The sequence below is a fragment of the Stenotrophomonas sp. YJH_SMC_29 genome (assembly GCF_059371235.1).
The window spans coordinates 178,083-197,927 of sequence record NZ_JCAFUK010000007.1 but is presented as its reverse complement, the minus strand read 5'-3'; the positions used below and the strand labels follow the sequence as shown (position 1 = coordinate 197,927).

The 19,845-nt window shown below is 67.9% G+C and carries 17 protein-coding genes and 1 pseudogene; 13 read left to right on the top strand and 5 right to left on the bottom strand.

Annotated features, from left to right (window positions below):
* The first annotated feature begins 17 nt into the window (after window positions 1-17).
* Complete coding sequence (locus AC5P9I_RS10235; RefSeq protein WP_049466880.1) at window positions 18-635, top strand: HD-GYP domain-containing protein; 618 nt, start codon at window positions 18-20, stop codon at window positions 633-635.
* A 200-nt stretch (window positions 636-835) separates the two neighbouring features.
* Here the strand turns inward: AC5P9I_RS10235 and AC5P9I_RS10230 are convergent, their stop codons facing one another.
* Window positions 836-2,929, bottom strand: coding sequence for a M13 family metallopeptidase (locus AC5P9I_RS10230; protein ID WP_053505390.1), 2,094 nt, complete (start codon window positions 2,927-2,929; stop codon window positions 836-838).
* Between the two features lie 210 nt (window positions 2,930-3,139).
* The gene (gene gpmA / locus AC5P9I_RS10225) at window positions 3,140-3,889 is read right to left on the bottom strand and encodes a 2,3-diphosphoglycerate-dependent phosphoglycerate mutase (protein WP_005415787.1); all 750 of its coding nucleotides are present in this window, start codon (window positions 3,887-3,889) and stop codon (window positions 3,140-3,142) included.
* Window positions 3,890-3,982: 93 nt separating this feature from the next.
* Between gpmA and nfi the strand changes: the two genes are divergently transcribed.
* Window positions 3,983-4,657 carry a deoxyribonuclease V gene (nfi, locus tag AC5P9I_RS10220; protein ID WP_049464859.1) on the top strand — a complete coding sequence of 225 codons (675 nt, stop codon included), beginning with the start codon at window positions 3,983-3,985 and terminating at the stop codon, window positions 4,655-4,657.
* A 38-nt stretch (window positions 4,658-4,695) separates the two neighbouring features.
* Here the strand turns inward: nfi and AC5P9I_RS10215 are convergent, their stop codons facing one another.
* Entirely contained in the window at window positions 4,696-5,676 is a 981-nt protein-coding gene (locus AC5P9I_RS10215; protein ID WP_053462507.1) for a cation diffusion facilitator family transporter, read from the bottom strand.
* A gap of 222 nt (window positions 5,677-5,898) precedes the next feature.
* Here AC5P9I_RS10215 and AC5P9I_RS10210 point away from each other — a divergent pair, with 222 nt between their 5' ends.
* The gene (locus tag AC5P9I_RS10210) at window positions 5,899-6,831 is read left to right on the top strand and encodes a hypothetical protein (protein ID WP_130768591.1); all 933 of its coding nucleotides are present in this window, start codon (window positions 5,899-5,901) and stop codon (window positions 6,829-6,831) included.
* Between the two features lie 45 nt (window positions 6,832-6,876).
* On the opposite strand, the gene AC5P9I_RS10205 is transcribed toward AC5P9I_RS10210, so the two are convergent.
* The gene (locus AC5P9I_RS10205) at window positions 6,877-9,126 is read right to left on the bottom strand and encodes a TonB-dependent siderophore receptor (protein ID WP_130768592.1); all 2,250 of its coding nucleotides are present in this window, start codon (window positions 9,124-9,126) and stop codon (window positions 6,877-6,879) included.
* A gap of 287 nt (window positions 9,127-9,413) precedes the next feature.
* Here AC5P9I_RS10205 and AC5P9I_RS10200 point away from each other — a divergent pair, with 287 nt between their 5' ends.
* Complete coding sequence (locus AC5P9I_RS10200; RefSeq protein WP_130768593.1) at window positions 9,414-10,829, top strand: GGDEF domain-containing protein; 1,416 nt, start codon at window positions 9,414-9,416, stop codon at window positions 10,827-10,829.
* Window positions 10,830-10,924: 95 nt separating this feature from the next.
* Here AC5P9I_RS10200 and AC5P9I_RS10195 read toward each other — a convergent pair.
* Window positions 10,925-12,140 (bottom strand): annotated as a pseudogene (locus tag AC5P9I_RS10195) (MFS transporter).
* A 78-nt stretch (window positions 12,141-12,218) separates the two neighbouring features.
* Between AC5P9I_RS10195 and AC5P9I_RS10190 the strand changes: the two are divergent.
* The 9 genes from AC5P9I_RS10190 (at window position 12,219) to AC5P9I_RS10150 (ending at window position 19,835) form a co-directional block, all read left to right on the top strand.
* Window positions 12,219-12,668 (top strand): winged helix-turn-helix transcriptional regulator, encoded by a 450-nt coding sequence (locus tag AC5P9I_RS10190; protein ID WP_057493902.1) that lies wholly within the window; start codon window positions 12,219-12,221, stop codon window positions 12,666-12,668.
* 73 nt (window positions 12,669-12,741) lie between these two features.
* On the top strand, window positions 12,742-13,866 hold the full coding sequence (locus AC5P9I_RS10185; protein WP_049464869.1) for a metallophosphoesterase: 1,125 nt from the start codon (window positions 12,742-12,744) through the stop codon (window positions 13,864-13,866).
* Between the two features lie 132 nt (window positions 13,867-13,998).
* Window positions 13,999-14,682, top strand: a complete 684-nt coding sequence (locus tag AC5P9I_RS10180) for a response regulator (protein WP_049464871.1) — start codon at window positions 13,999-14,001, stop codon at window positions 14,680-14,682.
* Entirely contained in the window at window positions 14,679-16,058 is a 1,380-nt protein-coding gene (locus AC5P9I_RS10175) for a sensor histidine kinase (RefSeq protein WP_049464872.1), read from the top strand. Before AC5P9I_RS10180 ends, AC5P9I_RS10175 begins: the two co-directional genes overlap by 4 nt.
* An 80-nt stretch (window positions 16,059-16,138) precedes the next feature.
* Complete coding sequence (locus tag AC5P9I_RS10170) at window positions 16,139-16,975, top strand: alpha/beta hydrolase (protein WP_130768595.1); 837 nt, start codon at window positions 16,139-16,141, stop codon at window positions 16,973-16,975.
* A gap of 1 nt (window position 16,976) precedes the next feature.
* Entirely contained in the window at window positions 16,977-17,336 is a 360-nt protein-coding gene (locus tag AC5P9I_RS10165; protein ID WP_014646430.1) for an EamA family transporter, read from the top strand.
* Window positions 17,333-17,731 (top strand): DMT family transporter, encoded by a 399-nt coding sequence (locus tag AC5P9I_RS10160; protein ID WP_130768596.1) that lies wholly within the window; start codon window positions 17,333-17,335, stop codon window positions 17,729-17,731. Before AC5P9I_RS10165 ends, AC5P9I_RS10160 begins: the two co-directional genes overlap by 4 nt.
* A gap of 10 nt (window positions 17,732-17,741) precedes the next feature.
* A complete protein-coding gene (locus AC5P9I_RS10155) occupies window positions 17,742-18,950 on the top strand; it encodes a DegT/DnrJ/EryC1/StrS family aminotransferase (protein ID WP_130768597.1) in 1,209 nt (402 codons plus the stop codon).
* Window positions 18,951-19,118: 168 nt separating this feature from the next.
* Window positions 19,119-19,835, top strand: a complete 717-nt coding sequence (locus AC5P9I_RS10150; RefSeq protein ID WP_130768598.1) for an MtnX-like HAD-IB family phosphatase — start codon at window positions 19,119-19,121, stop codon at window positions 19,833-19,835.
* The last annotated feature ends 10 nt before the right edge of the window (window positions 19,836-19,845 follow it).

Below are 19,845 nucleotides of genomic sequence, written 5' to 3'. Positions count from 1 at the left end.
GCAGCCGGTGCGGGCGGATGACCATGTTTCCTGACGCCGTACCCGCCCCCGACCTGCTGCACGCGCAGGCCTGCCTGATCGATGCCCTCTCGATGTCGCTGCAGATGCGCGACGCCTATACCCGTCACCACTGCGACCGCGTGGGCCTGCTGGCCCGCTGCCTGGCCACGCACTGCGATCTCGCCCCCCCGGCCTGTGCGCAGATCGGCCTGGCCGCACGCTTCCACGACATCGGCAAGATCGGCATACCCGACGATGTTCTGCTGGCGCCGCGCCAGCATACCGAAGAAGAACGCGCGATCATGCGCGAGCATCCGGTGCGCGGCGAGCATATCTTCCTGGCCACCGGCCGCAGCGATGCCGCACCGGTAGCACGGCTGATCCGCGCCCATCACGAAGCCTTCGATGGCAGCGGCTACCCCGACGGATTGCGCGGCGAGGCCATCCCGCTGGGCGCGCGCATCGTCACCATCGTCGATGCCTACGATGCGCTGACCAGCGTACGCCCGTATCGCGACGCGATGGAGCACGAAACCGCGTTGCGGATCATCGAAGCGCAGTCTGGCGGGCTGGTGGACCCCTACGTGCTGCAGCGCTTCCATCGCATGCTGGCGCGCGCGCCGGCGCTGGCCTGAGATCTTCCCGACGGTGAAACAACCCGCCGGTAGAGTCGACTGTTAGTCGACTGCTCTTCGTCCAGATCGCGAAAATCCCGCGCTGCGCGCGATAGTCGACTAACAGTCGACTCTACCAGTCGGCGCTGTGCTGCCGGCCTGGAAGACAAAAGGCCCGGCATTCGCCGGGCCTTTCGCATCACGCGTTCACGGATGATCGATTACCAGATCACCACGCGCTTGTCGTCGGCACGCACCATTGCATCGCCAGCCTTGCACTGGAAGGCGGCCGCGAACGAAGGCATGTTCGACGGTGCACCGTTGGCACGGAAGTTGGCCGGCGCATGCGGATCGGTGTTGAGGCGGACGCGCAGCTCACCATCGGTGAAATTGCGGCGCCACACCGTGGCCCAGTTCATGAAGAAGCGCTGGTCCTGGCTGTGGCCATCGACCTCGACATTCGCCTTCGGGTCTTCCTTCAGCGCCATCTGCAGCGCGTCATAGGCCACGGTCAGGCCGCCCAGGTCGCCGATGTTCTCGCCCAGGGTCAGCTTGCCCTTCACGTTCACCCCCGGCACCGCTTCATAGCCGTCGAACTGCGCGACCAGCTGGTCGGTACGCTCGGTGAAGGCCTTGCGGTCGGCGTCGGTCCACCAGTTGTCGAAGTTGCCGTTGGCGGCGAACTGGCTGCCCGAGTCGTCGTAGCCATGCATCATCTCGTGGCCGATGACCGCGCCGATGCCGCCGTAGTTCAGCGCCGGATCGGCCTTGGCGTCGAAGAACGGCGCCTGCAGGATCGCCGCCGGGAACACGATCTCGTTCTTGGTGGCGTTGTAGTACGCGTTGACGGTCTGCGGGGTCATGCCCCACTCGGTCTTGTCCACCGGCTTGCCGATCTTGTCCAGCATGTAGCGGTAGTTGAACGCCCGCGCCGCCTGCATGTTGCCCAGGTAGCTGTCGCCGTTGGTCTGCAGGCCCGCCCAGTCACGCCACTTGTCCGGGTAACCGATCTTCGGGGTGAAGCTGGCCCACTTTTCCAGCGCCTTCTTCTTGGTTTCTTCGCCCATCCACGGCAGCTGCTCCAGGCGCGCCTTCAGCGCCTGCGACAGGTTCTCCACCAGGTGCTGCATGGCGACCTTCGACTCGGCCGGAAACACGGCGTCGACGTACAGCTGGCCCAGCGCTTCACCCATGCCACCGTTGACCGACTCCAGCACGCGCTTCCAGCGCGGCTGCATTTCCTTCTGGCCGCGCAGGGTGGTGCCGTAGAAATCGAAGTTGGCCTTCTCGAACTGGCTGCTCAGGTACGGCGAGGCGTCGTCGATGGTGTGGAAGCGCAGATAGGCCTGCCAGGTGCTGGCCGGCACGTCGGCGAGCATCTTGTCCATTTCACTGAAGAAGCCGGGCTGGGCCAGCGAGAACTTCTGCGCGGCCGGCACCTTCAGGGTGTCGAACAGCGCGGTCCAGCTGAAGTTCGGGGTCAGCCTGTCGGCGTCGGCGGCGCTGAGCGGGTTGTAGCGCTTGGCCGGATCACGCATTTCGATGCGCGACATCGAGGCCTTGGCCAGGCGGGTTTCGAAGGCCATCACGGCCTTGGCCTGCTCGGCGGCCTGCGCCGCGTCCACGCCGGACAGGGTCAGCACCTGTGCGATGTAGGCCACGTAGGCATCGCGGATCTTGGCCTGCGCATCGTCGAAGTAGTAGCCCTTCTCCGGCAGGCCCAGGCCACCCTGGCCGACGTAGGCGATGACGTTGGCCGAATCCTTGTAGTCGGCATTGGCGAACAGCGAGAACAGCACGCCCTTGCCCTCGGCCTGGCTGTCGCGCAGGTACCGGGTGATGGCGGCGGTGTCGTTCAGCGCGGCGATCTTGTCCAGCTGCGGCTGCAGCGGCGCCAGGCCGGCAGCTTCGATCTTTGCTTCGTCGTTGCCGGTCTTCCAGATGTCACCGATCTTGGCTTCCACCGAGCCGGCCTTGGCCTGGCTGGCGGCGGCCTGCTGCACCAGCGCGTGCTGCACTTCCAGCGAGCGCTCGCGCAGGATCTCGAAGCTGCCCCAGGTGGTCTGGTCGCCCGGCACCGGGTTGGCCTTCAGCCACTTGCTGTTGACGAAACCATTGAGGTCGGTACAGGCCGAGATGGCCGGATCGAGGTCGGCGCTGTTGAGCGAGATCAGCGGCGTCTTGATCTGCGACAGGTCGAAGGCCGGCTTGGCGTCGGCACTGGCCGCCGGGGCGGTTTCGTTCTTGCCACATGCCGCCAGTGAGGCAGCGATGGCGATGGTCAGGCCCAGCGGGACCAGGTTGCGGACGTTCATGAGGCTCTCCTGCGGGTAATTTCACAGGGTAGCCGGGGGAGCGACGCCGGGGACCGGCCAAAGGTCACAGCACGCGGCTTCTGTAGAGTCGAGCCATGCTCGACTGCTCTCCGTTCCGGGTTCATGCTTCCTGCGGCGAAAGCCCAAAGCGGCCGAGCGTGGGCTCGGCTCTACAAAAAGAAAGGCCGGCTTGCGCCGGCCTTCTGCTTCTTACTTCGCCTTGCCCTGGTTGGCCACGGCTTCGGCAGCCTTGCGTGCTGCTTCCGGGTCACCCAGGTAGCGGAACGACTGCACGGTCAGGTCGTCGTTCAGTTCGAACAGCAGCGGGATGCCGGTCGGGATGTTCAGCTCGAGGATCTCCTCGCGCGAGACATTGTTGAGGTACTTGTACAGCGCGCGCAGCGAGTTGCCGTGCGCGGTGACCAGTACGGTCTTGCCGTCCTTCAGCTGCGGTGCGATGGCGTCGTGCCAGTACGGCAGCACGCGGTCCAGGGTGGTGGCCAGCGACTCGGTGCCCGGCAGCGCGTTGCGGTCCAGGCCGGCGTAGCGGCGGTCATGGATCGGGTGGCCCGGATCTTCCAGGTCCATCGGCGGCGGCGGGATGTCGTACGAACGACGCCAGACCTTGACCTGCTCTTCGCCGTGCTTGGCCGCGGTCTCGGCCTTGTCCAGCCCCTGCAGGCCGCCGTAGTGCCGCTCGTTGAGGCGCCAGGACTTGTTCACCGGCAGCCAGTCCTGCTCCAGCTCGGCCAGCGCACCCTGCAGGGTGTGGATGGCGCGCTTGAGCACGGAAGTGTGCGCAACGTCGAACTGCAGGCCTTCCTCGCGCATCAGGCGGCCGGCGGCGGCCGCTTCGCGACGCCCCTGCTCGGTCAGGTCGACATCGACCCAGCCGGTGAAGCGGTTGTCCAGGTTCCACTGGCTCTGGCCATGGCGCAACAGTACGAGTCTACGGGTCACTGCAGGGTCTCCAACGCGAGGAAAGGCAGGCCGCCATTGTAGCCCGGCCGCCGCTCACCGGGCCGTGGCGCCGCCCGTGCGATGCTGTGACCCATGAATACGGTGATCGACCCCGGACGCTGGGAAGGCAGCGTCGCTGCCGCCCGTGCGCAGCAGCTGCAACTGGCAGGCCGCGTGGAGCGCCAGGACCGCCTGCCACGCAACGTGCGCTGGCTGGCCGGGATGGATGTCGGCTTCGAGGACAACGGCGCCATCACCCGCGCCGCGGCGGTACTGCTGGACGCGGAGACGCTGAAGCCCGTGGCGCAGGAGATCGCGCGCATCCCCACGGTGATGCCCTACATCCCCGGCCTGCTCAGCTTCCGCGAGCTGCCGGCACTGCTGGCCGCACTGGCGCTGCTGCCACGTGTGCCGGACCTGGTGTTCGTCGATGGCCACGGCATCAGCCATCCGCGCAGGCTGGGCGTGGCCGCGCATCTGGGCGTGGTCACCGACCTGCCGAGCATCGGGGTAGCGAAGTCGAAGCTGGTGGGGCGGTTCGTCGAACCGGGCGCCGAGGCCGGTGCACATGCGCCGCTGCAGGATGGCGACGAACAACTGGGCTGGGTGCTGCGCAGCAAGGTGCGCTGCAAGCCGCTGTTCGTGGCCGGCGGCCATCGGGTCAGCGCCGATACCGCGCTGGACTGGGTGCAGCGCACGCTGCGCGGCTACCGGCTGCCGGAGCCGACCCGGCTGGCGGATCGGCTGGCCTCGCGACGCGACGAATGACCGCACCGGGCATTCCCCGGTGCGGCCTTCATTTTCATTCAACGATGCACGTGGCCGCGATGGCCCTGCGCATCCTCAGCGTGGTCGTGGCCTTCATGGCCCTGCTGCGCGCCGCCCTTGGCCGACGCCGGTCCAGCACAGGCTTCACCACAGTGGTCCGCTTCGATCTGCAGCGTCACGTGTTCGATGCCGAAGTCATCGTGCAGGCGCCCGCCCAGCTCGCGGCGCAGCACATCGGCATCGGTGCCGTCGCGCATCACGATGTGCGCGGTCAGCGCCGGCGTGCTCGAGGCCAGCGCCCACACATGCAGGTCATGCACGTCCATCACCGCGGCATGACCGGACAGGCTGTCGCGCACCTTGGCCACGTCCATGCCCTTGGGCACGCCTTCCAGCAGCACGTTGATCGCCTCGCGCATCAACACGTAGGTGCGCGGCAGTACCCATAGCCCGATCAGTACCGCCAGGATCGGATCGATCGGCTTCCAGCCGGTCCACTTGATCAACAATGCGCCGGCAATCACCGCCACCGAACCGAGCATGTCCGCCCACACTTCCAGGTAGGCGCCCTTGACGTTGAGGCTCTCGCCGCTGCCGGCCTGCAGCAGGCGCATCGAGATCAGGTTGATGACCAGACCGACGGCCGCGATCACCAGCATGCCGGAGGACGCGATCTCCTGCGGCTGGCGGAAACGGCCGACCGCCTCCCACAGGATGTAGGCGGCGACCACGAACAGCATGGCACCGTTGATCATCGCGCCCAGCGCCTCCAGCCGTGCATAGCCGTAGGTGCGGCGCGCATCGGGTGGGCGCCGGCTCAGCCGCACCGCAACCAGCGCGATCATCAGCGCCAGCGCGTCGGTGGCCATGTGTGCCGCGTCGGACAGCAGCGCCAGGCTGTTGGTCCAGAACGCGCCCACCACCTCGACGACGAGGAAGGTGGAGGTCAGGCCGAGCGCCCACCACAAGGGTTTCTCGTGGCGGATCTGGGACGGCAGGTGATCGTGGTCGTGGCCCATGGCAACAGCTCCTTTGCGATGCGGTGCAGGCTACGCCGGCGGCCGTGGGGAAACTATCACGGTGTTTATAACATTGCAGACTGCACGTCGCGGCTCGCCGCAGCTTGCGCCCGTGCCGGGCCACACTATGATGACCACATCCCCTCTGGATGGGGAACGGGCAGCCGGATCGCTTCGGCGTTGCTGCCCGCAATGGACACCCAAGCACAAGGAATCCGGAACATGTGGACTACCAAGACCCCCTGGGTCGCCGTCGCCGTCGCCGTGGCCTGCGCGCTGGGCACGGCCGCAAGCGCCTCGGCCAAGACCTGTCAGCAGAACTTCCAGGCGGTAGGCGACCCCCGCAATGGCCAGTTCTTCACCTCCGAAGTCACCCTCCCCGGCCTGAAGCCCCGCAGCGCCCTGGGCCAGCTGCGCAAGGCAGCGCTTGATGAGGGCAACAACTTCGTCAGCGGAGATGTCATCACCGAGACCGAAGGCCAGATGTACGTGCTGCAGACCGACACCAAGATGCCGCTGGTCAGTATCATCACCGCCTCCAATGGCGGCAACGTGGTGGTCGGTACCAAGCTGTCACGCGGGCAGACCGCCAAGGAAGAGGACGCACGCAGCGCGCTGTGTGGCTGGCTGGACAAGCTCAAGACCGGCCCCGAAGGCGAGGCGATCGCAGAAGCCGTGCGTGTCTCCAGCGGTTTCGACAAGCCGATCCAGGCCACTGCGGTCGGCATGTCCACCGAAATGGGCAAGGACGCCAAGCGGCTGCAGCGGGAAATCAACACCGCACCGCTCAGGGCACTGTTCTCCGGCGGCAACACCCCACCGGATACCGACGCGATGTACCAGCCGTTGCTGGTCAAGTATTTCGGCCGTCGTTTCATCATCGATGGCCAGGTGTATACCGCCCAGCCCAACCGCTTTGCCAAGACCTTCGAGGTCGGCTATCTGGTCACCAAGATGAAGGGCATCGGTGGCATCGGCGGGCGCCAGTCGAACGACGACAACAACGCCAACTTCACCGTGCACTGTGCGCTCGCACCGGATCAGATGGCGCTGGGCGCCACGCTGCGCGAGAACGACTGGATAAAGCTGGAAGGCGTGGTCGACAAGATGGACACCGGGGGCGTCCACCTGCGCGATTGCCGGCAGGTGAAGTAGCCTTCAGGCTGCGCCGGGGAACGCCCCGGCGCAGCGCTCATCGGATCAGAACCCGAAGCGCAGGCTGGCCCAGTAGGCGCGGCCGGGCTCGTTGTAGGTCGCCGCGCCGGCATCGCTGCTGTTGGCCTCGCGGAACAGGCGCTTGTCGGCCAGGTTGTTGACGCCGAAGCCGAAGCTGACGGTCTCGGTCACCCTGTAGCGGGCGCTCACGCCCCAGATGTTGTAGGCACCCCGGTCCTGCAGCGCGATCGAGGGATCGCAGCTGCCGGTGCAGCGCGGATCATTGTTGATGTTGGCGGTGGCCGGTTCCTGCTTGCCGTAGAACGTGCCGGTCAGCAGCAGCGACAGCCTGTCGGTGGCCTGCCAGTCCAGCATGGTGTTGATCGTGTACTTCGGAATCACCGACAGCGGCTGGCGCGTGGTCTTGTTCTCGTTCTCCACCATGTAGGTGAAGTTGTTGCTCCACTTCAGGCGGCTGCCCTGCTCGCCCATCAACGGGATCACCAGGTTGCCTTCCAGCCCCTGCACGATCGCCTTCGGGGCGTTCTCCCAGCGGAAGATGCGACCCTTGGTGTCGGCGGTCAGGCCAATCTGGGTGTAACCGGCCTGGATCTTGTCCTTGTAGTCGTTGTGGAAGTAGGTCAACGACGCCTGCCAGCCGCTCTGCGGTGCCCACTCGACGCCCAGTTCCTTGTTCAGGCTGGTTTCCGCCTTCAGGTCCGCATTGCCGCGCATGTAGCAGCCGGCGCCCAGGCTCGGCAGTGCATTCGGGCAGCCATTGCCACGGGTGTAGTACAGATAGTCCGGATTGGACTGGTACAGGTTCGGCGCCTTGAATGCCCGGGCGATACCGCCCTTCACCACCCAGTCGCCGCTGATGCGGAACTGCGCATTGAGGCTGGGGCTGGTGTTGTTGCCGAACTGGCTGTGGTGGTCGAAGCGCAGGCCCGGGGTGACGATCCAGCGCTCGCCCAGGTAGATGTTGTCTTCCACGAACACCGCAGTGGTCTGCGCGTCGGCCTTGCCACGCGCACGATCGGCCGACAGCCCCGGGATGCCGCCGCCGCTGCTGCTGGACTGGCTCATCGAATAGGGATCGGTCAAGCGGCTGTCCAGGTACTCGAAGCCGAGCGTCCAGACGTTCTCGGCGCCGCCCAGCGTGGTCGGGAAACTCACTTCGCCATCCAGCTGGTAGTTGCGCAGGCGCGAGGTCGACCAGTCGGTGCCGTTGAAGCTGCCCTCCGGGCCACCGGCCAGGCCTTCGTTGATGCGCGAGTTGTTGACCGCCTCCACCGCAGCCGTCACTCGCGAGGTCACGTCGCCCCAGCGCCCACGATGGGTGATCGCGCCGGTGGTGCGGTACATGCGGTTGGTCTCCGCTTCGCCTTCGGCCAGCGCCGCCAGGTCAACGCCGGTCGAGGTACCGGTGGTGCTGACCGCGCGGTCACCGGCATAGATGTTGCCCTGGCGGCTGGTGCCGGCTTCGAACTCCACCACCTGGTCGGCGGTCACGTCCCAGCGCAGCAACGCGTTGACGTCGCGGTTCTTGACGCCCTCGCGGCCAGCCGGCGGCACCGCGTTCGGGTTGGTCGCGTACTGGCGGTTGAGGTCCAGTGAGTCGGCGTCGGTCCTGTTGAGGTTGCCGTACAGGCGGAACGACAGGGTATCGGTCATCGGCCCGCTCAGCTGCAGGCCGACGCGCTCGCTGCCGCCTTCGGCGCTGTGCTCGGGCACCAGGCCATACAGGTCGACCGCGCCGGTCAGGTCGCCGGTCGGGCGCTTGGTGATGATGTTGACCACGCCGCCGGACGCACCGGAACCATAGCGTGCCGCCGCCGGGCCGCGCAGCACTTCGATGCGCTCGATCATTTCCGCCGGCACCCAGTTGGTATCGCCGCGCGTATTGCGTTCGCCACTGCGGCCCATGCGCACGGCATCGCGCGCGCCGATGCGCTTGCCATCGACCAGGATCAGGGTGTTTTCCGGACCCATGCCGCGCAGGTCGATCTGGCGATTGTTGCCGTACTGGCCCGAGGCACTGTTGCCGGTGAGGTTGACGCCCGGCATGGTCCGCAGCAGTTCGGCGATGTCGTTGGCCGGCGGGCGCCGGGCGATGTCCTCGGCGGTAATGGTCGAGGTGCCCAGCGCCTGGCGGGCAATCTGCGAAGCGGTGACATGCACCGTGTCGATATCGGTGGCGTCGGTTTCAGCCTGGGCGGTCAGGGCGCTGCCGGCCAGCAGGGCAGCAACGGCAAGCGCCAGCGGGCGCGGCGAAAGGACAACGGCAGGGGACATGATCTGGACCTTCTGGCAGGGCAACGGGGCCTCTGGCAAAGGGCTTGAGGCAACGACGAGGAGGGAGGCGGAGCGTCGCTGCAGTCGCCTGCGGCCCGATCCGTGCGGGCATTCTCCCATCAATGCGAGTGATTCTCAAATGCGTTCACTCATTGCAGCGGCGATGCCGATGTGCTGCGCGCATGGCACGCGCCTGCATCACGCTTAAACTGGCGGGCCAACCCGCCATCAACCGCACGCCAGCCCGGCCGATATCGGTGGTTTGCCGTACGCAGTCAGAGAACGACGTGGAAACACCCCAACTGGACGACGCCAGCCAGCCGCTGGCCGACGCCTGGCAGAAGTGCCTGCTGCAGGCCGGCCCCACCGCCACCGCGCTGCTGCACGCCGCCGCTGCCGATGCGCCACCTGCGCTGGCCCAGCGCTTCTATGACGTCCTGTTGCAGGACCCGCGCGCGCGCCGCTTCCTGTCCCACGACCAGGTCAAGCAGCGCCTTCAGCCGGCCATGCAGCGCTGGCTGGTGCAGCTGCTGACCACGGGTGCCGACGGCATTGCCAGCGCAGTTGCCTCGCAACGGGTGATCGGCGATGTGCATGCCCGGGTCGGGATTCCGGTCGACCTGGTCACCCGCGGCGCGCGCGTGCTCAAGCACGACCTGTTCGTGCGCCTGCGCGACGACGCGCCCGACAGTGCCACCGCGTTCGCCGCCATCGACTGCCTCAGCGCGATCATGGACATCGCCATGGAAGGCATGACCCTGGCCTACACCCATGCACGCGAGCGCTCGACCCGTGCCGATGCGGCATACCGCCTGTTCTCTCTGGTGCAGAACGTCGGCGCCGAACGCGAGCGCCAGCGTGCACTGCTGCTGGACTGGGAGAACACCCTGCTCTACGCGCTGGCCGGCCATGTGCAGGCCAGTGACAGCGCCCGCCTGGCCACCTCGGAATTCGGCCTGTGGTTCACCCACAAGGGGATTCCCAGTTTCGGCGAGAGCAGCGAGACCCAGCAGGTCGGCCAGTTGATGTCCCGCATCGACAGCCATCTCCAGCGCGCACGCAGCGATGAGCCGGCGCAGCGCCTGGCGGTGCTGCCTGCCATCCGCGAGGACCTGGCGGCCATCCGCACCCTGATGACGCTGCTGTTCGAGCGCATCGGCGAACTGGACGCCGGCAGCGACGCACTGACCAACCTGCTCAACCGCCGCTTCCTGCCCACGGTCCTGCGCAGGGAGATCGAGCTGGCCACGCGCAACCGCACGCCGTTCTCTCTGCTGCTGCTCGACCTGGATCATTTCAAGGCGATCAACGATGGCCACGGCCACGATGCCGGCGACCGCGCATTGCAGCACGTGGCTGGCCTGCTCGGCCAGCTGACACGCGGCAGCGACTACCTGTTCCGCTATGGCGGCGAGGAGTTCGTGGTGGTGCTGGTGGCGGCGAGCGAATCGCAGGCGACCGTGATCGCCGAGAGCCTGCGCCGGCAGATCGCACAATCGCCCGTTGCGCTGGCCAATGGCCAGGTGCTGGCACTGACCGCCAGCATCGGCGTGGCTGGCCATGACGGCCATCCGGACTACGAGCGGCTGATGGCACGGGCCGATGCAGCGATGTACGAGGCCAAGCGCAGCGGCCGCAACCGCGTGGTGGTGGCCAGCGAGGCACTACAGGAAGCGCCGGGACGGCGGGCATTGCAGCGGTAGCCCGACGCGGACGGCAACCCAGGTGTAGAGTCGACTGCCAGTCGACTATCGCGCGCAGCGCGGAGCTTTTCGCCGTCGGAACGAAGAGCAGTCGACTAACAGTCGACTCTACCGGTTCGCGCGCCAGCCGATGCATTGAACGCCCCCCACCCGCCACGCTGCCCACCACAGCAGGGCGAGCGCCGCGATGCCGGCACCCAGCAGGCACACCGCAGGCCAGCCATGCCGGGCCTGCATCCAGGGCCCGGCCGCCGCACCGGCGCCGCTGCCCACTGCGTAGAACAGCATGTACAGCGCCACCAGGCGTCCGTGCTGCTCACCCGGTGCACGCAGCAGCAGCGCCTGGTTCGATACATGCAACGCCTGGCCGCCGAGGTCGAGCACGATCACGCCCAGCAGCAGCCACGGCAGCGACTGCGGCAACCCCAGCAGCGGCCACCACGCGACCAGCATCAACAGCAACGCGCCAACGCTGACCCGATGCACGAGGCCACGGTCCATCCAGTGCCCGACCCGCGCCGCCATCAACGCACCGGCCACCCCGGCCAAACCGAGCGCACCGATGGCCGCCGTCGACCAGTGCAGCGGCGGTGCCGACAGCGGCAAGGGTGCCGCCGCCCAGAACACATTGAGCCCGGCAAACAGCAGCAGGGCCAGCGGACCGCGCTCGCGCAAGGTTGGATCCCGGCGCAGCATGCCCAGCATCGAGCCCAGCAGCTCGCGCCAACGCGGCCGCACCGCCGGTACCGGCACGGCCGGCAGGCGCCGCCACAGCAGCACGGCCAGCGCCGCCATCACCGCAGCCGACAGCAGATAGACCGCTTGCCAGCCGGCAATGGCCGCCACGCTGCCGGACAGCACCCGCGCCAGCAGCAGCCCGATGAACACGCCACCCTGCACCGTGCCCACCACGCGCCCGCGCTGCGCGGGCGCTGCCATCGCCGCCGTGCAGGCGATCAAGCCCTGGGTCAGCGCGGTCCCCAACAACCCGACCAGCAGCATGCCCGACAACAGCCAACTGGCCGTGCGTGCCGCCGCCAGCCACAGCAGCGCGGCCACCAGTGCCGCCAGCTGCACGCGCAACAGGCGCCGCCGGTCCCCTCGATCAGCCAGCGGCAACACGCCCAGCAGTGCCAGCACACTGCCGGCCTGGGTGGCCGCCAGCACGGTACCGGCTGCCGCCCGCTCCAGCGCGAACGCCTGTGCCAGCCGATCCAGCAGTGGCTGCGCGTAATAGACATTGGCGACACTGGCACCGGCGGCCACCGCGAGCAGGACCAGCAGGGAGCGTGGAATCGGCATGGCATTCATGGACTGGTTGCATATTGAAACCATATGCAGGCTAGCTCCATTGGTTTTAAACTGCAACCACATAGAACGGAGACCGCCATGCACGCCGACAGCCCCTGCCCCGTCGCCCGTAGCGCCGACCTGCTCGGTGACCGCTGGGCATTGCTGGTGATCCGCGACGCGTTCGACGGCATCACCCGCTTCGGCGATTTCCAGCGGAGCCTCGGCGCGGCACGCAACATCCTCAGTGATCGCCTGCGCAAACTGGTCGAGGCCGGCATCCTGCAACTGCAACCGGCCTCCGATGGCTCGGCCTACCAGGAATACGTGCTCACCCACGCCGGCCAGGAACTGTTCCCGCTGCTGGTGGCGCTGCGCCAATGGGGCGAGCGCCATCGCTTCGGGGCGGGCGAAGCCCACTCGCAGCTGATCGAATCGGCGACGCGGCGGCCGCTGCCGTACATGCAGCCGTGCGGGCGCGACGGTCAGCCCCTGCAGGCCGCCGCCACGCGTGTGCGCAAACTCAAGGGCGACGGGCGCGGCGCCTGACCCGCCCATTCGCGCACACCGCGATGCGGCGGCGCCGGTTAGCATCGGGTCTTTCCGCCGCTGGATGCCGCCGATGCCGCGCTTTCGCCCTTCCCTGCTGACCGCCCTGCTGCTGCCGCTGCTGGCCTGCGCGACAGCCACGCAGGCGCGCGAGGTCGCCGCGCCCGCCGACCACGTGCAGGCCGATGGCCCGTATGTGTTCCGCCAGGGCGACCAGCTGCAGGCCCAATGGATCTGCGCCGACAGGGTCGAATCGCGCACGCTGGCCACGCAGACCGCAGGCACCGACATCGCCCCACGCTGCGGCTACGAGCACACCGTGCATGTGGCCGCGCCGAATGCGCCTTCGATTTCCGTCCTGCCGGCCGCGCCGCGCATCGTCGCGCTGTCCGACATCCATGGCCAGTACGGGCTGCTGGTGCGCCTGCTGCGCGCCCACCAGGTCATCGACGCCCAGGACCGCTGGGCACTGGGCAAGGACACGCTGGTCGTCGCCGGCGATGTGTTCGACCGCGGCCCGCAGGTCACCGAAGCCTTCTGGCTGCTGTATGGCCTGCAGCAGCAGGCCGCTGCCGCCGGCGGTGCGGTGCACTTCGTGCTCGGCAACCACGAGACCATGGTGCTGTACGACGACCTGCGCTACGTCAACCCGAAGTACCTGCGCAGCGCCCAGCTGCTGGGCCGCAGCTACCCGCAGCTGTACGGCAAGGACTCGGTGATCGGCCAGTGGCTGCGCACCCGCCCGGTGCTGCTGAAGATCGGCGACACCCTGTTCCTGCACGGCGGCATCTCGCCCGAAGCGGTGCAGCTGGCGCTGGACCCGGCGCGCACCAACGCGGCCTACCAGGCCTCGCTGGGGCTGCCCAAGGCCGAAGTGAAGGCCGACCCGGCCACCGCACCGCTGTACGACGGCAAGACCAGCCCGATCTGGTACCGCGGTTACTTCGACGGCCGCCTCGACACCGCGGGGGTGCAGGCCGTGCTCGACCGGCTGCAGCTCAAGCGGATCGTGGTCGGCCATACCTCGATGCCACACGTCAGCAGCTTCCACGGTGACCGCGTGATCGCCATCGACAGCAGCATCAAGAACGGCGAGAACGGCGAGCTGCTGTTCATCGACAACGGTGTGCTCAGTCGTGGGCTGCTGGATGGCTCGCGGGTGCCGCTGGCGCTCGGTGAACCGGGCCTGCAGGACTGAATGGCAGGACAGCGTGACGGCGCCGGCAGGTGCCGGCCCGCTCCACCTTCCCCCGGTTTGCGGCTACCCTCGGCAGCCGAGAGGCCTGCCCCGTCCAGCCGGTGGGCCTGACCGTTACAGGAGCCTCCGCGCATGCGCGTACTGATTGCTGAAGACGACCCGGACATCGCCTCCGGCCTGTGCGCCTCGCTGCGCCGGCAGGGGCACGTGGTCGACCACGTCGACAATGGCGCGCACGCCGACGCCGCGCTGGGCTCGACCCAGTACGCACTGCTGGTGCTGGACCTGGGCCTGCCGCAACTGGATGGCCGCGACGTGCTGCAACGCCTGCGCCAGCGCGGCGATGGCCTGGCAGTGCTGGTGGTGACCGCCCGCGACGGCCTGGCCGAGCGCGTGCGCGTGCTCGACCTCGGCGCCGACGACTACCTGGTCAAGCCGTTTGCACTGGACGAATTCGAAGCACGCGTGCGCGCACAGCTGCGCCGGGTCACCAGCAACGGCACCCCGGACCTGCGCATCGGCCGCCTGCGCCTGGACCTGGCCGGGCACCGGGTGTGGATCGACGACCAGTCACTGGAACTGACCGCACGCGAGTTCGGGCTGCTGTCGGCGCTGGCGGTACGCGCCGAGCGCATTGTGTCGCGCGCGCAGCTGGTGGAAGCCCTGTGCGACTGGGGACAGGACCTGACCGACAACGGCCTGGACATCGCCCTGCACCGCCTGCGCCGCAAGCTGCAGCCCGGCGGCATGGGCATCCGCACCGTGCGTGGGCTGGGCTACATGCTGGAAGACGCACAGGACGACAGCGCCCCGTGATCAGCGGCCCCCCGAGCCTGCGCCGGCGCCTGCTCGCCTTCCTGGCGTTGCCGATGCTGGGCCTGCTCATCTTCAACACGATCCTGGCCTATTACGTTGCGCTGGACTATTCCAACCGCATCCACGACCGCAACCTGATCGACGACACGCACTCGTTCGCGCAGATGCTGAGCACCATGCCGGTGACCAGCGATCTGTCACCGCAGGCGCGCTTCCTGATCGAATACGACCCCGACGGCCACCGCTATTTCAACGTCGACAGCAGCCGCAAGGGCACGCTCAGCGGCAATGCGGACTTCAGCCCGTATGCGCCTTCGCAGGACTGCACCGGGGTGCATCCGGCGCTGTACGACGGCACGCTCAACGGCCAGCAGGTACGCATGGCCACTGTCTGCACGCGGGCGATGAACGACCCGCAGGACGAGCTGGCGGTGACGGTGGCCGAAAGCATGGCCGACCGCCGCCAGCGTGCGCGCGAGATCCTGATGATCATCATCCCGCTGATGACCATGCTGGCGCTGGGCACCGCCGCGCTGGTCTGGTTCGGCGTGACCTACGGCCTGCGCATCCTGACCCCGTTGCGGACCCGCCTGGCGCAGCGCCGGGGCGAACTGGCACCGATCTCCGACGCCGATGTACCCGAGGAGATCCAGCCGCTGATCAGCACCATCGACGACCTGTTTGCCCGCCAGGCGGAAATGATCACGCTGCAGAACCGCTTCATCGCCGACGCCGCGCACCAGCTGCGCTCGCCGCTGGCCGGCATGGCTCTGCACGTGGACCAGGCGCTGGCCCATGGAGACCCGGACACGGTACGCGAGGCCCTGCAGCACATCCGCCGCCTCAACCAGCGTACCGCGCGGGTCAGCACCCAGCTGCTGGCGCTGAGCCGGGCGCAGACCGTTCCGGAAACCGTGGAAGCGCTGGACCTGAGCGAACGGGTGCCGCACTGGGTCGGGATGCGCGTGCCCGAAGCCATCCGCGATGGCATTGATCTGGGGTACCGCGGCAGTCCCCAGCCGCTGCGCATCCTGGGCAACGGTGCCCAGCTGCAGGAGGCACTGGACAACCTGATCGACAACGCACTGCGCTATGCCGGCCGCGATGCGACCGTCACCGTCGGCGTGCACGCGCTGGACGACAATGACGTCGAACTGTACGTGGAGGACAATGGGCCAGGGGTGCCCGAGGATGTGATGCCGCGGCTGGGTGAGCGCTTCTTCCGCGCCCCCGGCACCACCGCCAGCGGCACCGGCCTGGGCCTGGCCATCGCCCATGAAGCGGTGGAGCACCTCGGCGGCCGCCTGACCTTCCTCAACCGTGCCGGTGGTGGCCTGAAAGTTGCCATCACGCTGCCGCTGCTGAAGGCCCCCTGACCCGGACCGGGGGGCTGAAAGGCTGGTGAAAATCGCGCTTGCGATCCTGACCTTCCCCACTGCCGCCCCGGAGCCGCCAGGTGACCCAATCGCATGACTTCTTCCTCCCTGGTGGCCCGCAGGGCGTGCTGCTGGTCCACGGCCTGACCGGCACCCCGGCGGAAATGCGCATGCTGGGCAAGGGCCTGAACAACGCGGGCTTCACCGTACACGGCGTGCAGCTGCCCGGTCATTGCGGCAGCGTGGACGACCTGCTGGCGACCACCTGGGAACAGTGGTACCAGGGCGTGGAAGACGCGGCGGCAAGCCTGCGTGGCAAGGTCGACCAGTTGTTCGTCGGGGGCCTGTCGATGGGTGCGGTGCTGTCGCTGGCGCTGGCCGCGCGCCGCCCCGAGTGGGTGTCCGGGGTCGGGGTGTATGGCGCCACGTTCCGCTACGACGGCTGGAACATTCCCGCCGTGGCCCGCTTGTCGTTCCTGCTGCCGTGGTTCAAGCGCTTCAACATCGGCCGCGACCGCATGTTCATGGAAGAACCACCCTACGGCCTGCGTGACGAGCGCCTGCGCGCGCAGGTCAGCGCCGCCATGCTGTCCGGCGACAGCGCGGCCGCCGGCCTCCCGGGCAACCCCTGGCATGCACTGGCCGAGATGCGCGCCCTGAGCATCTGGACCCGCCGCCACCTGCACCAGGTCACCGCCCCCTGCCTGGTGATGCACGCCCGCGAAGACGACGTGGCCAGCATGGGCAATGCCGAACTGGTGATGTCGCGGGTCAGTGGCCCGGCGGAACTGGTGGTACTGGAAGACAGTTACCACATGATCACGATCGACCGCGAGCGCCGCGAGGTGATCCGCCGCAGCGCGCGCTTCTTCACCGGGATCGGTGAACGCAGCGGCGTGCTCAAGGCGGTGGCCTGAGATGGGGGCACTCGCCACGCTGCTGTGGCTGGCCAATGTCGTGCTCGATACCGGTGGCCAGCTCGCCTTCAAGGCCGCCGCCAGCGACCCGCAGGACGGCGAAGGACTGCAACGCTGGAAGCACATGCTCAGCCGCCCGTGGCTGTGGATCGGCATCGCCTGCTACGTGCTGGAGTTCGTTGCCTGGATCGCGTTCCTGTCGCTGGTGCCGTTGTCCAAGGGCGTGCTGCTGGGCTCGATCAACATCGTCGCGCTGATGATCGCTGGCCGCATCCTGTTCCGCGAGAAGCTCACGCCATTGCGGGTGACCGGCATGCTGCTGGTCACGGCAGGCGTGGCGGTGGTAGGGGCCGGCTCATGAGGCGCCTGTATGTGATCGGCTTCCCGCTGCTGATGGCCTTCGATACGCTGGCCCAGCTGTGCTTCAAGTACGCCGGCGAGGCGGCCCTGCCGGTCGAGGCCAACACCGACTGGCTGCTGCGCGTGCTGTCGCAGCCGTGGGTGTACGGCGCGATCCTGGGCTACGTCGGCGCGTTCTTCACCTGGATGAGCCTGCTGCGCCATGCGCCGATCGGCCCCGCATTCGCGGCCTCGCACCTGGAAGTGATCAGCGTGCTGCTGCTGTCGGCGTGGCTGTTGAACGAGCCACTGACCTTGCACCACCTGGTCGGTGCGGTCCTGATCGTGGCCGGCATCGTCTGCCTCGGTCGCGCCGAAGCAGACGATCCACACAGCCCCGCCGCAAGCACGCCATGAGCGCGCGGCGATGAGCCTGTTCGCGCGCGAACTGCCGCCGACGGCCGGCCTGCCGATGCAGGCCAGCGACTTCCTGCCTGGTGGCGGCGACTTGCGCGAGATCCTGGCCCGCCAGCTCGGCACGCCTCCCCTGCAGCTGACCTGCTCCGGCACCCATGCCCTGCTGATCGCGCTGCGCACCCTGCGCAAGCGCGCACCCAAGCGCGATACCGTGATCCTGCCGGCCTACACCTGCCCGCTGGTGCCGATCGCGGTACACAGCCTCGGCCTGCGCGTGCAGCTGTGCGATACCCGCCGTGGCCATTTCGACTTTGATCCGGCACAGCTCTCGCGCCTGGCCGATGCGCGCACCTTGGCCATCCTGCCGACCCACCTCGGCGGTCGCATCGCCGATGTCGAACGGGCCTGCGACATCGCCCGCCGCGCCGGGGCCTGGGTCATCGAAGATGCCGCGCAGGCGCTGGGCGCCCGGATCGGCAACAGCAGCGTCGGCCTGCGTGGCGACATCGGATTCTTCAGCCTGGCCGCCGGCAAGGGCCTGAGCCTGCACGAAGGCGGCCTGCTGGTCAGCCGCGATGACGAGCTGCGGGCCGCGCTGGCCGAGCATGCCGCAGAACAGGTGCGTTCCAGCCTGCGCTGGGAGCTGCTGCGCAGCGTGCAGCTGCTGGGCCTTGCCGCCTGCTACCGCCCCTCGCTGCTGTCGCTGGTGTACGGCAATCCACTGCGCAACGCGCTGCAGCGCGGTGATCTGGAAGAGGCGGTCGGTGACATTTTCCCGCTGGACATACCGCAGCACCGGGTCAGCCAATGGCGGCAGAACATCGGCGCCCACGCTGCACGGCGGCTGCCTGCGTTCCTGCAGGCCGGGCGCCTGCGCGCATTGCAGCTGCGTGTGCAGCTGGCACAGCTGCCGGCGGTGGAGGTGGTCGACGGCCTGGCCGGTACCGGCGGAACCTGGCCGATGCTGATGCTGTTGATGCCAAGCCAACGCGCCCGTGATGCCGCACTGGACGCATTGTGGCCGCGCGGCCTTGGCGCCAGCCGCATGTTCATCCATGCCCTGCCCGACTACGCCTACCTGCGCGGCGTCGTGCCGCAGGACGACATGCCCAACGCACGTGACTTCGCCGCACGCATGCTGACCGTCGGCAACAGCGCCTGGCAGACCCCTGAGGAAACCGCGGAGATCCTGCGGGCGCTGGCCGCTGCGCAGCTCTGAAACCGCGGTTTCCAGGGCATTACGCCCGTTCAGCAAGCGCGATTCCTGAACACTTTCCCCCGCCTGCGGTGCAGGCTTTCAACAGGAAAGGAACACGAAAGGCGGCCTGCCTACATTGAGCCTGCCCCGGCATCGTGCCGGACGTTTCTCTCATCGACGGACCTGCCCATGCGCTGGAGCATCCTGTGTGACTTCGACGGCACCATCAGCCTGGAAGATGTCATCGACTCGCTGCTGGAAAAGTACGGTCAGCCCGGCTGGCAGGCGCTGGAAGAGCAGTGGAAATCGGGCGTGATCGGCTCGCGTGAATGCATGCAGGGCCAGGTGCGGCTGCTGAAGCTGGACCCGGCCACGCTCGACGCGCACCTGGACCAGGTGCAGATCGATCCGGGCTTCGCGGCCTTCGTCAGCCGCGCCGAACAGCTGGGCCTGCCGCTGCGCATCGTCAGCGACGGCCTGGACTACGCGATCCACCGCATCCTTGCCAACCATGGTCTGCCACCGCTGCCGGTGGTGGCCAACCACCTGCGCTGGTGCGAAGATCATTGGGAACTGGAGTCGCCCTACCAGGCCGAAGGGTGCCGCAGCGGGACCTGCAAGTGCACCTGCGCTGCGCAGGCGCGCGCCAACGAAGCCCCCCGCGTGCTGATGATCGGCGACGGCAGCTCGGACTTCTGCGTCTCTGAAGATGCCGACTTCGTGTTCGCCAAGCGCCGCCTGATCACCCATTGCACGAATGCCGGCATCGCGCATGCCGCCATCGATACCTTCCACGATGCAATCGCGCTGTTGCCGCGCCTGCTCGATGGCAGCCTGCTGCAGCCACGTCGCCTCGACGCCAGCCCGCAGCCCGCCGCACTGCCCCTGCTGCTGGCCACCGCCTGAGCCCTCTCCT